This is a genomic window from Variovorax sp. CCNWLW235, from assembly GCF_037204085.1.
Taxonomy (GTDB): domain Bacteria; phylum Pseudomonadota; class Gammaproteobacteria; order Burkholderiales; family Burkholderiaceae_C; genus Variovorax.
The window spans coordinates 86,157-99,074 of the sequence record NZ_JBBCBW010000015.1; the positions used below are offsets into that span (position 1 = coordinate 86,157).

At 66.1% G+C, this 12,918-nt stretch carries 13 protein-coding genes; 9 read left to right on the forward strand and 4 right to left on the reverse strand.

Annotated features, from left to right (window positions below; genetic code table 11):
- Nucleotides 1–42: 42 nt before the first annotated feature.
- The gene (locus tag V9L21_RS17330; RefSeq protein WP_337313921.1) at nt 43–1,377 is read right to left on the reverse strand and encodes an efflux RND transporter periplasmic adaptor subunit; all 1,335 of its coding nucleotides are present in this window, start codon (nt 1,375–1,377) and stop codon (nt 43–45) included.
- Nucleotides 1,378–1,606: 229 nt separating this feature from the next.
- On the opposite strand from V9L21_RS17330, the gene V9L21_RS17335 reads away from it, so the two are divergent.
- The 4 genes from V9L21_RS17335 to V9L21_RS17350 all read left to right on the forward strand — a co-directional run bounded on the left by V9L21_RS17335 (nt 1,607) and on the right by V9L21_RS17350 (nt 4,398).
- A complete protein-coding gene (locus V9L21_RS17335; protein WP_337313922.1) occupies nt 1,607–2,128 on the forward strand; it encodes a DUF6622 family protein in 522 nt (173 codons plus the stop codon).
- 64 nt (nt 2,129–2,192) lie between these two features.
- Complete coding sequence (locus V9L21_RS17340) at nt 2,193–2,486, forward strand: 2TM domain-containing protein (RefSeq protein ID WP_337313924.1); 294 nt, start codon at nt 2,193–2,195, stop codon at nt 2,484–2,486.
- Complete coding sequence (locus V9L21_RS17345) at nt 2,483–3,562, forward strand: sensor histidine kinase (protein WP_337313926.1); 1,080 nt, start codon at nt 2,483–2,485, stop codon at nt 3,560–3,562. Before V9L21_RS17340 ends, V9L21_RS17345 begins: the two co-directional genes overlap by 4 nt.
- A complete protein-coding gene (locus V9L21_RS17350; RefSeq protein WP_337313929.1) occupies nt 3,559–4,398 on the forward strand; it encodes a LytR/AlgR family response regulator transcription factor in 840 nt (279 codons plus the stop codon). Before V9L21_RS17345 ends, V9L21_RS17350 begins: the two co-directional genes overlap by 4 nt.
- Before the next feature lie 84 nt (nt 4,399–4,482).
- Here the strand turns inward: V9L21_RS17350 and V9L21_RS17355 are convergent, their stop codons facing one another.
- Nucleotides 4,483–4,848: a hypothetical protein gene (locus tag V9L21_RS17355; protein WP_337313930.1), complete on the reverse strand. Its 366-nt coding sequence runs from the start codon at nt 4,846–4,848 to the stop codon at nt 4,483–4,485.
- A 135-nt stretch (nt 4,849–4,983) separates the two neighbouring features.
- On the opposite strand from V9L21_RS17355, the gene V9L21_RS17360 reads away from it, so the two are divergent.
- The 4 genes from V9L21_RS17360 (at nt 4,984) to V9L21_RS17375 (ending at nt 9,307) form a co-directional block, all read left to right on the forward strand.
- A complete protein-coding gene (locus tag V9L21_RS17360) occupies nt 4,984–6,798 on the forward strand; it encodes a glutamine--tRNA ligase/YqeY domain fusion protein (protein ID WP_337313932.1) in 1,815 nt (604 codons plus the stop codon).
- Nucleotides 6,798–7,334, forward strand: coding sequence for an rRNA large subunit pseudouridine synthase E (locus V9L21_RS17365; RefSeq protein ID WP_337314021.1), 537 nt, complete (start codon nt 6,798–6,800; stop codon nt 7,332–7,334). Before V9L21_RS17360 ends, V9L21_RS17365 begins: the two co-directional genes overlap by 1 nt.
- 42 nt (nt 7,335–7,376) lie before the next feature.
- Complete coding sequence (locus V9L21_RS17370; RefSeq protein ID WP_337313934.1) at nt 7,377–8,291, forward strand: peptidoglycan DD-metalloendopeptidase family protein; 915 nt, start codon at nt 7,377–7,379, stop codon at nt 8,289–8,291.
- A gap of 68 nt (nt 8,292–8,359) precedes the next feature.
- Entirely contained in the window at nt 8,360–9,307 is a 948-nt protein-coding gene (locus V9L21_RS17375; protein ID WP_337313936.1) for a restriction endonuclease, read from the forward strand.
- 6 nt (nt 9,308–9,313) lie between these two features.
- Here V9L21_RS17375 and V9L21_RS17380 read toward each other — a convergent pair whose 3' ends face one another.
- Nucleotides 9,314–10,249, reverse strand: coding sequence for a succinylglutamate desuccinylase/aspartoacylase domain-containing protein (locus tag V9L21_RS17380; protein ID WP_337313938.1), 936 nt, complete (start codon nt 10,247–10,249; stop codon nt 9,314–9,316).
- A gap of 144 nt (nt 10,250–10,393) precedes the next feature.
- Between V9L21_RS17380 and V9L21_RS17385 the strand changes: the two genes are divergently transcribed.
- Nucleotides 10,394–11,575: a Fic family protein gene (locus V9L21_RS17385; RefSeq protein WP_337313940.1), complete on the forward strand. Its 1,182-nt coding sequence runs from the start codon at nt 10,394–10,396 to the stop codon at nt 11,573–11,575.
- 37 nt (nt 11,576–11,612) lie between these two features.
- On the opposite strand, the gene V9L21_RS17390 is transcribed toward V9L21_RS17385, so the two are convergent.
- Nucleotides 11,613–12,815, reverse strand: a complete 1,203-nt coding sequence (locus V9L21_RS17390) for an ammonium transporter (protein ID WP_337313942.1) — start codon at nt 12,813–12,815, stop codon at nt 11,613–11,615.
- Nucleotides 12,816–12,918 lie beyond the last annotated feature (103 nt).

Genomic DNA, 12,918 nt, shown 5'->3' on the forward strand with positions numbered 1-12,918 from the left:
GCGAACGCGCTCGCTTGTTCCGTGGGTTGATGCCGATGCTCTTCATTGCGGCGGGCGCTGGCGCCGCCGCTCTCCACCGCCTTCGCCGCGCTCTCCGCGCGGGCCCGATGCCGCACCGCGGGGCCCCGAGGCGCCACCGCGCGGGCCCATGGCCGGCCTTTCACCCTGCAGCTGAACAACGGCGCCGTCCTTGATGCGGTCGCCGCCTTCGGTCACCACGTTTTCGCCGGCCTTCAGGCCTGAAGTGATGGCCACCACATCGACATTTGCCTCGCCGCGCTTCACCTGGCGCATCGAGACGGTGCGGTCCTGGTTGATGACATACACATAGTCGCCATTGGGGCCGGTGCGCACCGCCGTAACCGGCACCACCACCGCGCGCACCTTGCGCAGCAGCATCTGCACGTTGACGAACTGGCTCGGGAACAGCGTGGTCTGCGCATTGCCGAAGCGGGCCTTGGCCTTGACCGTGCCGGTGGTGGTGTCGACCACGTTGTCGAGCGTGGAGAAGGAGCCCGCGTCGAGCGTTGCCGCGCGGGTGCGGTCGAACGCGGTAACCGGCAGCGGCTCGCCCTTGGCAAGCTGCGCCTGGATGTCGGGCACGCGGTCTTGCGGCACCGAGAACTGCACGTCGATGGGGTTCATCTGCGTGATGACCGCGATGCCCGTGGTTGCGTTGGCCGTGACGGTGTTGCCCGCGTCCACCGCGCGCAGGCCGATGCGGCCGGCCACCGGCGCGGTGATGCGGGTGTAGTCGAGGTTCAGCTTGGCGGCGGCTTCGGCGGCCAGGTCGGTGGTGACCGTGCCTTCGAGCTGCCGGACCAGCGCGGCCTGGGTGTCCACGTCTTGCCGGGCGATGGAGTCTTGCGCCAGCAGCGTGCGGTAGCGCGCCAGGGTGACGCGCGCGGCCTCGAGCTGCGCCTCGTCGCGCTGGCGCGTGCCGCGCGCCTGCATCAGCGCCTGCTCGTAGGGCCTTGGGTCGATGCGCGCGAGCAGCTGGTTCTTGGCAACGGTTTGCCCTTCGGTGAAAAGCACCTCGGTGAGCACCCCGCCCACCTGCGCCCTGAGCGTGATGGTTGCGAGCGGCGTGACGGTGCCGAGCGCATCGATGGTCACCGGCAGCTCGATCTCGCGCGCCAGCGCATTGCCGACCGTGACGGTCGCGCCGCCGAAGCCCGGCCCGCCGGCGGTGCTGGCCTTGCGGTTGATGAGGTACCAGGCGCCGCCTCCGAGCAGCAGCAACAGGAGCAGCGCAATCAGGCTGCCAAGCCAGAGCCGGCGGCGCGAAGGCGGTCGGGCCGGCGGAGACGAGGCGGGGTGTACCGGTTGAACAGCAGGCGAATCGCCGGAAGAAGGCTCGGAGTTCGGTGATTCCATGTGTGATGTGGCAATGCGCAAGTACGGCCGCTAGTGGAGCGCTGGATCGTAGCGCTCCTGTCTTATGAACCGTAAAGCATCGGTAAAGCTTCGGAAAACGGAGCGTTTCGCGCCCGTTGGCTGCATTCCGCGAGCCCGCCCCGCATTTCGTCGCAGACCCGTGGCCCCGGCTCGGGTGCGCCGGCACAGTCCGGCCCATCGAATCATCTTTTCACCCAGGAGAAACGCCATGCTGCTGCAGATCATTCTTCATACCCCGAAGTGGGTCTTTGCCGTTTTTGCGCTGCTCCTGTGGATTGGCTGCAGGCAGTTGCTGACCGGCCGAGTCAGCCTGGCCAAGGTGACCGTGATGCCCATTGCCATGACCGGCCTTTCGCTGGCGGGCGTGATCTCGGCCTTCGGCGATTCGCCGGGTGCCCTGCTCGGCTGGGCCGTGGCCGCCGCCGCGTTGGTGCTGCTGGTGCTTCAGCAGCCCCTGCGCGCCACCACGCGCTATGACCGTGCCGCACGCGAGTTTCATGTGGCCGGCAGCGCCGTGCCGCTGGTGCTGATGATGGGCATTTTCTTCACCAAGTATGCGGTGGGCGTGTCCCTCGCCATGCACCCCGAACTGCGCCAGCAGGCCAGCTTCGCCGTCGCAATTCCGATGCTGTACGGCGCCTTCAGCGGCATTTTCGCGGGGCGCGCCGTGCGGCTCTGGAAGCTGGCCATCCGCACCGACGCCATGGCCGTGCAAGCCCGTGCGGCCTAAGATCGCCAGCCGATTCATCGACTGCCCCAGACCATTCGACCCATTCGTTTATTGGAGAACCGTCATGAACACCACACAAGCCAACCCTTCCACCCGCGACGTCGAAAAACTCGCCCGCCGCCGCGCCGGCGCCAAGATGGGCTGGTACATCCATGCCCTGGTCTACGTGCTGGTCAACCTCGGGCTGGTGGCGCTTTCCGCATCGCGCGGCCACACCTGGGCGATCTATCCGCTCATGGGCTGGGGCCTGGGCCTGCTGATTCACGGCGCGGTCATCTGGTTCATTGCGCCCGGCGGCAGCTTTTACGACCGGCTGGTGGAGCGCGAACGCCGCGCGCTCCATGGAGGCAATTCTTGACGCCTGCTGCCGCTCCCCGGGTCGTTTCGCTGGCCGAGAACCTGCGCGACCTGCTGCGGCACGGCCTCATCACCGCGGCCTGCTGCTGTGTGATCGCGGCGGCCATCGCCGCATCGGGCGGCGGCCCCTGGAGCGAACAGCTCGTCTATTCGTTGTCCATCGGGCTCATCAGCTGGTTGCTTATCGACGTGGGCCGGCTGCTGCTGAGCGGGCAAGATCCCATCCGCTGGCCGCGCGGTGTTCGCGGGGTCGTATTGGTGGCGGTAAGTGTGACGATCGGCTTTTTTGCGGGCCAGGCCATCGGCGATGCCTGGAGCGGCCGGCCGCTGTTCGCGTTCTACAAGCTGGGCCAAGCAAAGATGGTCTCGACCATCGGCATCACGCTGGCGGCCACCGCGGGCATCTCTTACTTTTTCTACAGCCTTGGCAAGAGCAGGCACATGCAAGGCCAGCTCAATGTGGCGCAGCGCAACGCCACGGAGGCGCGGCTCAAGCTGCTTGAAACGCAGCTCGAGCCGCATATGCTGTTCAACACGTTGGCCAACCTGCGCGTGCTGATCACGGCCGACCCGCCGCGCGCCGTGGCCATGCTCGACCGGCTTAACAACTACCTGCGCATGACGCTCAGCGGCTCGCGCGCGCTCGCGCATCCGCTGTCGGCCGAATTCGAGCGGCTGGCCGACTACCTCGAGCTGATGTCGGTTCGGATGGGCGCCCGGCTGCGCTACACGCTCGATCTGCCCGAAGATTTGCGCGACACGCCGGTGCCGCCGCTCCTCTTGCAGCCGCTGGTTGAAAACAGCATCCGCCACGGGCTCGAGCCCAAGGTGGAAGGCGGCAAGATCGTGGTGCGCGCGCGGCAGGACGCGGGCCGCCTGGTCATCGAAGTGAGCGACACGGGTGTCGGCCTCGACGCGGCCCACCCGCGCGAGACGGAAGGCGGCGGCTTCGGGCTCGAACAGGTGCGCGAACGGCTTGCCACCACCTACGGCGACCAGGGCCGCATGAGCCTGGCCGCAGCGCCCGCGGGCGGAACCCGCACCACACTGAGTTTTCCATTGCCGACGCCCGCATGAAACCCACCGCCCTCATCGCCGAAGACGAGCCCCTGCTCGCCCAAGCCCTCAAGGCCGAACTGGCCGCGGCGTGGCCCGAACTGCAAGTGCTTGCCACCGCGGGCGATGGCCGAAGCGCCGTGCGCGACGCCTTGCGGCTGCTGCCGCAGGTGCTGTTCTTCGACATTCGCATGCCGGGGCTTGACGGCCTGGGTGCCGCGGCCGAACTGGCCGACCGCTGGCCGACAGATGAAGCGCCCATGCCGCAACTCGTCTTCGTGACCGCCTATGACGAATACGCCGCCCGCGCCTTCGAGACCCAGGCCATCGACTACGTGCTCAAGCCCGTGCAGCCCGAACGCCTGCGCAAGACCGTGCTGCGACTCCGGCAGGCGTTGGCCACGCAGCAGCAGGCCAGCCCGGCTCCGGCGGCGGCCGACGAAGCGCTGGAGAGAACCCTTGCTCAGTGGCGCCAGGTGCTGGCCGCCGCGGGCAATGGCGCGTCGTCGCCGCCCGCTCCCGCCGCTCCGCTTCGCATGATTGCCGCCAGCGAAGCCGGTGGAAACACGGTGCGCATGGTTCCCATCGACGAGGTGCTGTACTTCGAGGCGGCCGACAAGTACATCCGCGTGCTGACCGCCAGGCATGAATACCTGATCCGCACGCCGCTGAAGCAGTTGCTGACACAACTTGACCCCGAAGTCTTCTGGCAGGTGCACCGCGCGGTGGTGGTGCGCAGCGCGGCCATCGAGGCCGTGCACCGCGACGAGGCCGGCAAGCTGCACCTCGACCTGAAGGGCCGGTCCGAAAAAATTCCCGTCAGCCGGCTCTACGGCCATCTGTTTCGCGCCATGTGAAATCGATGGACCCGCAGCGCGCATAAAAAAACCGGTCTCGAAGGACCGGTTTTTCAGTTGGCGGAGCCCGCAAGGGCCCTCCGCTTAGCGCCAGTGGCGATGACCGTGCCCGTGGCCATGGCCGCGGTAGTAGCCGCGCGGACCGTAGTAGCGCGGTGCGTAATACGCCGGCGGTGCGTAGTACACCGGGGCCGGGCGGTAATACACCGGCGGCGGCGGACGGTAGTACACCGGGGGCGGCGGCGCGTAATACACAGGCGCGGGGGCTGCATAAACCGGGGCCGGGTAGTAGGCCGGAGCGCCAACACCCACGGACACGCCCGGAAGGCCCACGCCCACCGACCAGCTCACGTCGCCGCGGGCACTGGCCGAAGTGGCCGCAAACAATGCGCCGGCTGCCACGACACCCGCGGCGGCCCATTTGAAGAAGGTTGAACGTGTGAGGCTCATGATCTTTGAACTCCTGGTTGGGGCGTTTCCCGCCCATGTAGGTATTGAACGCGCCAAATGCAAAGCGGTTGCCCCCCGTAATGTGAAGAACGTTGCCAAAAGTAACCGCCAGGGGGTGCCCTCTAGAATGCCGCAATGACCTCCCCGACCGACAAAGACAGCGCGAAAACGGCCGCTGCACCGAGTAATTTCTTGCGCCACGTGATCGAAAACGACCTTGCGCAGGGTGCCTATTCTGGCCGCAAGTGGGGTGGCTCGCCCGGCGATGCCGCCCACCACGCCCAGGGCATGCCCGATCCGGCCAAGGTTCGCATGCGCTTTCCGCCCGAGCCCAACGGCTACCTGCACATCGGCCATGCCAAGAGCATCTGGCTCAACTTCGAGCTGGCCAAGGAATACGGCGGCGTGTGCCACCTGCGCTTCGACGACACCAACCCCGAGAAGGAAGAGCAGGAATACGTCGATTCCATCCGCGACGCCGTCAAGTGGCTCGGCTACGAGACCTACCTGGCCGACCGCCCCAGCGCCCCGGGCACCCTGCAGCCGCACGAGTATTTTGCGAGCGACTACTTCGACTTCATGTACCGCGCCGCCGAATACCTGATTGGTGCCGGCTTGGCCTATGTGGACGAGCAAAGCGCCGAAGAAATCCGCGCCAACCGCGGCGACTTCAACACGCCTGGCACCGACAGCCCCTTCCGCAGCCGCAGCGTGGAAGAAAACCTCGCCCGCTTTCGCGCCATGCGTGACGGCCAATTGCCCGACGGTGCCGCCATCCTGCGCGCCAAGATCGACATGGCGAGCCCCAACATCAACATGCGCGACCCAGCGCTGTACCGCATACGGCGTGCAACGCACCACAACACCGGCGATAAGTGGTGCATCTACCCGATGTACACCTTTGCGCACCCGATCGAAGACGCGCTGGAGCAGATCACCCACTCCATCTGCACGCTCGAGTTCGAAGACCAGCGCCCGTTCTACGACTGGCTGCTCGACCGCCTGGCCGAAGGCGGCCTCATCGCCAGCCCGCATCCGCGCCAGTATGAATTTGCGCGGCTGAACGTCACGCACGTGATGACCAGCAAGCGCAAGCTGCGCCAGCTGGTCGAAGAAAAGCACGTCGACGGCTGGGACGACCCCCGCATGCCCACGCTGGCGGGCCTGCGCCGCCGCGGCTATACGCCCGAGGCGCTGCGGCTGTTCTGCGAGCGCAGCGGCACCACCAAGTCCGGCGGCTGGATCGACTACGCCAGCCTGGAAGCCGCGCTGCGCGACACCCTGGACCCCATCGCGCCTCGCGCCATGGCCGTGCTCGACCCCGTGAAGCTGGTCATTACCAACTGGGGCGAGCTGATGGGCGGCGACGAGGTACTCGACGACTGCTCGGCTCCCGTGCACCCGCACCACCCCGAAATGGGCAAGCGCGAGTTCAAGCTCGGCCGCGAGGTGTGGATCGAGCGCACCGACTACGAGGAAGTGCAGCCCAAGGGCTTCTTCCGCCTGTTCCCCGGCAACAGGGTTCGGCTCAAATACGGCCACGTCATCGAATGCACCGGCGGCACCAAGGACGCGAGCGGCAAGCTCGTCGAAGTGCAGGCCACGCTGGTGCCCGACACCAAGAGCGGCACACCCGGCGCCGACGCCATCAAGGTGAAGGGCAACATCACCTGGGTGGCCGCGGCCGATGCGGTGCAGGCCGAAGTGCGCTTGTATGAGCGGCTGTTTGCGGCGGCCAACCCGGGCAGCGGCGAGCTGATGGACGAGCTCAACAAGGCCAGCCTTGAAGCTTGCACGGCCTATGTGGAACCGTCACTCGCAAAGGCCGAGCCCGGCGTCGGCATCCAGTTCGAGCGGCATGGCTACTTCGTGCGCGATGCGAACGCCAATGCCGACGGCAAGCCGGTGTTCAATCGCGCCGCGGGCATGCGGGACAGCTGGGGCAAGTAATTCCGTCTCGCCTCATCCGCTTCAACAAGCCCTATGGCGTGCTCAGCCAGTTCACGCCAGAGGGTCGCTGGCGCGGGCTGAAAGACTTCATCGACATTCCCGGCGTCTACGTCGCCGGGCGCCTCGATGCCGACAGCGAGGGCCTGCTGCTTCTCACCAACGACGGCCAACTCCAGGCGCGCATTGCCGATCCGCGCTTCAAGATGGAGAAGACCTATTGGGTGCAGGTAGAAGGCGTGCCCACCGAGGAGGCGCTAGCCGCGCTGCGCGAAGGCGTGCAACTCAACGACGGCCTCACGCGGCCGGCCCGCGCGCGGCTGCTCGACCAGCCGCCAGCTGTGTGGGAGCGGCAACCGCCCATCAGGGAACGCAAGAGCATTCCCACGGCGTGGCTGGAACTGGCGATCAGCGAAGGACGCAACCGCCAGGTGCGGCGCATGACCGCTGCCGTGGGGCTCCCCACCCTGCGCCTGATTCGCGCTTCAATCGGGCCGCACACGCTGGACGGATTGGCGCCCGGCACCTGGCTGGAGTAGCGCAGCAGCGGCACGGCACATCTTTCATTTATTCGATCTCTTATGCGCAGCAACCGCTCCCATTTCTCCGACCTCCTCTCGCCCGCTCTGCTGAATCGCCGCCGTGCATTGCTCGGCACGCTGGGCCTGCTGGCGCTGCCTGTTGCAACGCCCGTCCATGCGGCGCCCCCTGCGAAGCCGAAGCAACAGCGCTCCGAAATCTGGCCGCATGCGTCTCAGGTGCCCGGCGGCGTGGCGCGCCTTTCGCTCGGCCCAAGTGCCAAGCGTCCGGCCGCCTTTTCAGGCGATGTGCCATTGCTCGTGCTGGGCGACGCCATCGAGTGGACGGCGCTCGTGGGCATTCCACTCGCAGCCACGCCGGGCGACGCAAGCATCGTTGTACGCCCCGACAGCGGTGCAGAAAAACAGATCGCCTACACCGTGGCGCCCAAGCAATACCGCGAGCAACGCCTGACCGTGCCACCGCGCACCGTCGACCTATCGCCTGAAGACGAGGCACGCTACGAGCGCGAACGCGCGCACCTGGCCGCCGTGATGGCCACGTTCACCGATCTGCGGCCCGATGCCTCGCTGCAGATGCGCATCCCCGTGCCGGGCCGCCGCTCCAGTTCGTTCGGCCTGCGCCGCGTGTTCAACGGCCAGTCGCGCAATCCGCACAGCGGCATGGACATCGCGGCCGGCACCGGCACGCCCGTGCTGGCGCCGCTGCCGGGCCGGGTGATCGATACGGGTGACTACTTCTTCAACGGCGGCACGGTGTGGCTCGACCACGGCGGCGGTCTGCTGACGATGTATTGCCACCTGAGCCGCGTCGACGTGAAAGTGGGCGATGTGCTGAAGACTGGCGAGCAGCTTGCGGCTGTGGGCGCCACCGGACGTGTGACGGGGCCGCATCTGCATTGGTCGGTGATGCTGAACCGCGCGATGGTGGATCCGGCGCTGTTTGTTGCGGCTTGAGTACTCACCCTGAGGCCTGAATTCCGCTCTCCTCATAAACTCGCGCCACTCAAAAGCAGGGGTGGGCAATGGCCAAGCAGACAACAGCCGAGCGACGCCAGGAGCGCGCACGAAAAGAACTGGCGGGCAAGGGATGGACGGTGATCATCGTCGGAGCCCTGCTGCTGGTGGGACCAAGCTTCATGAAGGGCTCCATCATCGGCACGCTGGGCCCGGCGCTTCGACCAGCGGGCTGGGCAGCACTGGCTGTTGGCGCGGTGCTGCTGGCGCTGCACTACTTCATCGCCCGGAAAGCGGCACTGCCGGAGCTGAAGCGCACTGCACAACAGCCGCCGACCGCCAAAGTGGCGCAGCCCACACCACCGCCTTCCAGCGCCGCGCGACGCGAGCCTGCCTTTGCGTCACCCCCTTCGCAACGGATCCACTCTCCCTCAGAACCCGCGCCACAGCATGCGCAGCAATGGAGCCCAGCCGTACTCGCAGCCATCGAATGGCGCCGCTTCGAGGCCCTGTGCGAAGCCCTCTATGCGCAAGCAGGATTCACTACGCGCAGCCAATCGCACGGTGCGGACGGCGGCGTCGACATCTGGCTCCAGTCCAAACACAGCGACGTGCCGCGCATCGTTCAATGCAAGCACTGGCAAGGCAAAGTGGTGGGGGTGAAGGAGATGCGGGAGTTCTTCGGCGTGATGGCCTCACATCAGCTGAAGAGCGGCACTTACGTGACTAGCGGAGCTTTCTCTGCCGACGCCAAGGCGTTTGCCAAGGCGAACGGCATCCATGCACAAGATGGCGCCGCCCTGCTCGAATTGATCGGCCAGCGCACGCCCGAGCAGCAAGCCGCATTGCTTGCCGTGGCCTACGAAGGCGAATATTGGCGGCCTACTTGCGCAAGCTGCGGCACCAAGATGGTCGAAAAGCCGTCGACCAAGAGCGAAGGCAGCTTCTGGGGCTGCGCCAACTTCCCCAAGTGCCGCGGCAGGACGATTCCGAAGTCGAAAACGTCCGTCGCGTAGCCGATCTCAAATCGGCTTCGTCAGATACACCGCCTCGCGCCCCACGATCACGTGCTGCGCGGGCATGAAGATCGTGCACTCATCGCATGGCGCGCGAATTTCGTCCGGGCCATTGGTCGCAATCAGCTCGCCCTTGGCAAAGGTCTCGAAGCCGATCAGCGGGCGCACAAACGCAAACTCTTCCGACTTGATGATGTGCGTCTGCAGCAGCTCGAAGCGGCGCTGCGGGCCGGGCGCGGGCGCAGCCGGGTCTTTGTCGATGAGGCCGAAGTGCGCCAGAAAGTCGAGCGAGATGGCGGTAGCCAGCTCTGACGCGGAGCGCAGGAAGTGCTGGCCGCATTCGGCGACCAGCGCCACGCCCTTGCCATCGGGCTGGCCGTGGCGGCCATGCTGGATCAGCGGCGTGCCGGAGCCCAGGCCATCGGGCATGACAAGGTGCACCGGGGGGCGGCCGAGAGCCATCGCCGCTTGGGCGTTGCGCTCATAAGCCGGGTACACCCAGAACGGAACCACAGGCTGGCTGGTGGAGTGAATGTCCAGGATGTGGTCGGCCGCGCTCACCACCGGGCGCAGCACGCGGGCGCGGCGCAGCTCGGGACTGTCTTCAGGCCCGTCGAGCCATTCGGGCGACCAGATGCGGTTGAGGTTATGCACCAGCTGGCGGCTGTCGGAAGGCAGCGCCTCGTTGAACGACTCGTACGCCTCCACGTTGGCAAAGCTCACGGTGAGCGTGCCGATCTTGGGGCGCACGTTGGTGTCGAGCAGGTGCGTGGCGGCGGTCATGCCGCAGATTTCGTTGCCGTGCGTGAGCGCGTTGATCAGCACGTGCGGCCCGGGCTTTCCGGATTCGAAGCGGTGCACGTAGTCGATGCCGATGTTGCCCTTGCGGTAGGCGGAGATGTCGCGGGGGAGGACTTCGAAGGCGGGGGGCGTTTGGGTCATTGGCTGTGGCTGTATTGAGCGGACGGTCCGCCGAGTTTGCTACAGGTGACAGTTCTGTGTGTTCTGCGCCTCAAGCAGTCATCGTGCGCCGCAAATTCATATTTGCGAATCATTTTTTGAGCCGAATCATCTAAAATTCGGCACATGGCCGCGTCCGCCCCCCTCTACACCTGGCAGCAGCCCGATTGGCCGCAACTGCGTTACGACGCTGCCGCCGCGAGCCCCGCGCTTCTGCGCGCGCGCGAGCTCAAGGGTGAAGTGAGCGGCATGGCGCGTGCCATCGGGCTGGAAGGCCTGGTCGAAGCCGAGCAGGAGTTATGGATGCAGGAGGCCGTGGCCACCGCAGCCATCGAAGGCGAGCGGCTCGAGCTTGCAGCAGTGCGCTCCTCGGTGATGCGGCGCCTGGGCACCGGCGACGACACGGGCCCGACCGACCGGCATGTCGATGGTTTGGTCGAGGTCATTTACGACGCAACGACTAATTTCGACCAGCCGCTCGATGCAGACCGGCTGTGCCGCTGGCAATCGGCGCTCTTTCCCGGGGGCACCACGGGCATTCGGCGCATTGCCGTCGGCCGCTATCGGGACCACGCGGATCCCATGCAGATCGTGAGCGGCCTGCCGGGCAGAGAGGTCGTGCACTACACGGCGCCACCCTCCTCCTCCGTCGCTCGGGAGATGGACGCCTTTCTCGCGTGGTTCGCGCAGACACAGCGCGCCGGAATGGACGGCATCGCGCGCGCTGCCATTGCTCATCTGTGGTTCGAAACCATCCACCCGTTCGAAGACGGCAACGGCCGCGTCGGCCGCGCAGTGGCCGACATGGCGCTGGCACAAGACACGGGTGCGTCGACGCGCCTTTTCAGTCTCTCGAGGCAACTGCTTGTCGACCGCAAGGGCTACTACGACGCGCTGTCCAAAGGCCAGTCCGGCGGCATGGACGTGACCGCCTTCGTGCAATGGTTTGCGCAGGCCTTTGGGCAGGCATGCATCGCTTCGAGCCAAGTGATCCAGTCTTCGCTGGAACGCTCGCGCTTCTGGTCCAGGCATGCGCGGTATGCACTCAACGAGCGGCAGCGGCTGCTGTTGTGCCGGTTGCTCGAAGCCGGCGACGGCGGCTTTCTCGGCGGACTCAATGTCGAGAAATATCTGAAGATGGTGCGTGTCTCGAAGGCAACGGCTACGCGCGATCTTTCGGACCTGGTGCGCAACGGCATGCTTCATACGGTGGGCCAAGGAAAGGCCCTGCGCTACTACGTGACCGTACCCGGATGGACGCACGGTGTTGCGGACGACTCCGGCCTGCAAGGCGGGGCCGCCGCCTGAGCTCACTCGCGCCGCATCGTTGCTGCGCCCCCTCCGCTTACCAATTCACCTCACGCTCCGGCGTAGCCGAAATGTGGTGAATCGACAGGTCCGCCCCGTCGTATTCCTCTTCCTGCGTGAGGCGCAGGCCCATGGCGGCCTTGAGCACGCCGTACACCGCCGCTCCCGCTAGTGCAGCCCACGCCACGCCCATAAGGGTGCCGATGAGCTGCGCCCACACGTTCACCCCGCCGATGCCGCCCAGCGCCTGCGTGCCGAAGATGCCGGCCGCGATGCCGCCCCAGGTGCCGCACAGGCCGTGCAGCGGCCATACGCCGAGCACGTCGTCGATCTTCCATTTGTTCTGCGTGAGGGTGAACATGAAGACGAAGATGCCGCCGGCCACGCCACCCACCACCAGCGCACCCAGCGGATGCATCAGGTCGGAGCCGGCGCACACGGCCACCAGCCCGGCGAGCGGGCCGTTGTACACAAAGCCGGGGTCGTTCTTGCCCATGGCCAGCGCCACCAGCGTGCCGCCCACCATGGCCATGAGCGAATTGACGGCGACCAGGCCGGAGATCTTGTCGATGGTCTGCGCGCTCATCACGTTGAAGCCGAACCAGCCCGCGCACAGGATCCACGCGCCGAGCGCCAGAAAAGGAATGTTCGAGGGCGGATGCGCGCTCAGCGAGCCGTCGCCGCGGTAGCGGTTGCGGCGCGCTCCCAGCAGCAGCACGGCCGGCAACGCGAGCCAGCCGCCGACCGCGTGCACCACCACCGATCCCGCGAAGTCATGAAACTCGTGGCCGGTGGCCGAGGCAATCCACTCCTGGATGCCGAAGGCCTTGTTCCACGCAATGCCCTCGTACAGCGGATAGACCAAGCCGACGATGACCGCCGTAGCGATGAGTTGCGGCCAGAACTTGGCGCGCTCGGCGATGCCGCCCGAAATAATGGCCGGAATGGCCGCGGCAAAGGTCAGCATAAAGAAGAACTTCACCAGCTCGTAGCCGCTCTTGGCCGCCAACTCGGTCGCGCCCACGAAGAAGTGAGTGCCATAGGCCACGCCATAGCCGACCAGGAAGTACACGACGGTCGAGACCGAGAAGTCGACCAGGATCTTGACCAGCGCATTGACCTGGTTCTTCTTGCGCACGGTGCCCAGTTCCAGAAAGGCAAAGCCGGCATGCATGGCAAAGACCATGATGGCGCCGAGAAGGATGAACAGCGCATCTGCGCCCTGTTTGAGTGCGTCCATGGGAGCTTCTTGCAGTTTTTGGTTTGAATTGGTGCATCGCACCCGAATCGCTCGGGGCAGCGCCGCAAGGAAGCAAAAATGGTGCCTAAAGGCTCTTTCATGG

Excerpts from the sequence above, each read along its gene's own strand:
- V9L21_RS17330 (WP_337313921.1), bottom strand. The coding sequence starts at position 1,377 with ATGGAATCACCGAACTCCGAGCCTTCTTCCGGCGATTCGCCTGCTGTT.
- V9L21_RS17335 (WP_337313922.1), top strand. The coding sequence starts at position 1,607 with ATGCTGCTGCAGATCATTCTTCATACCCCGAAGTGGGTCTTTGCCGTT.
- V9L21_RS17340 (WP_337313924.1), top strand. The coding sequence starts at position 2,193 with ATGAACACCACACAAGCCAACCCTTCCACCCGCGACGTCGAAAAACTC.
- V9L21_RS17350 (WP_337313929.1), top strand. The coding sequence starts at position 3,559 with ATGAAACCCACCGCCCTCATCGCCGAAGACGAGCCCCTGCTCGCCCAA.
- V9L21_RS17355 (WP_337313930.1), bottom strand. The coding sequence starts at position 4,848 with ATGAGCCTCACACGTTCAACCTTCTTCAAATGGGCCGCCGCGGGTGTC.
- V9L21_RS17360 (WP_337313932.1), top strand. The coding sequence starts at position 4,984 with ATGACCTCCCCGACCGACAAAGACAGCGCGAAAACGGCCGCTGCACCG.
- V9L21_RS17370 (WP_337313934.1), top strand. The coding sequence starts at position 7,377 with ATGCGCAGCAACCGCTCCCATTTCTCCGACCTCCTCTCGCCCGCTCTG.
- V9L21_RS17375 (WP_337313936.1), top strand. The coding sequence starts at position 8,360 with ATGGCCAAGCAGACAACAGCCGAGCGACGCCAGGAGCGCGCACGAAAA.
- V9L21_RS17380 (WP_337313938.1), bottom strand. The coding sequence starts at position 10,249 with ATGACCCAAACGCCCCCCGCCTTCGAAGTCCTCCCCCGCGACATCTCC.
- V9L21_RS17385 (WP_337313940.1), top strand. The coding sequence starts at position 10,394 with ATGGCCGCGTCCGCCCCCCTCTACACCTGGCAGCAGCCCGATTGGCCG.
- V9L21_RS17390 (WP_337313942.1), bottom strand. The coding sequence starts at position 12,815 with ATGGACGCACTCAAACAGGGCGCAGATGCGCTGTTCATCCTTCTCGGC.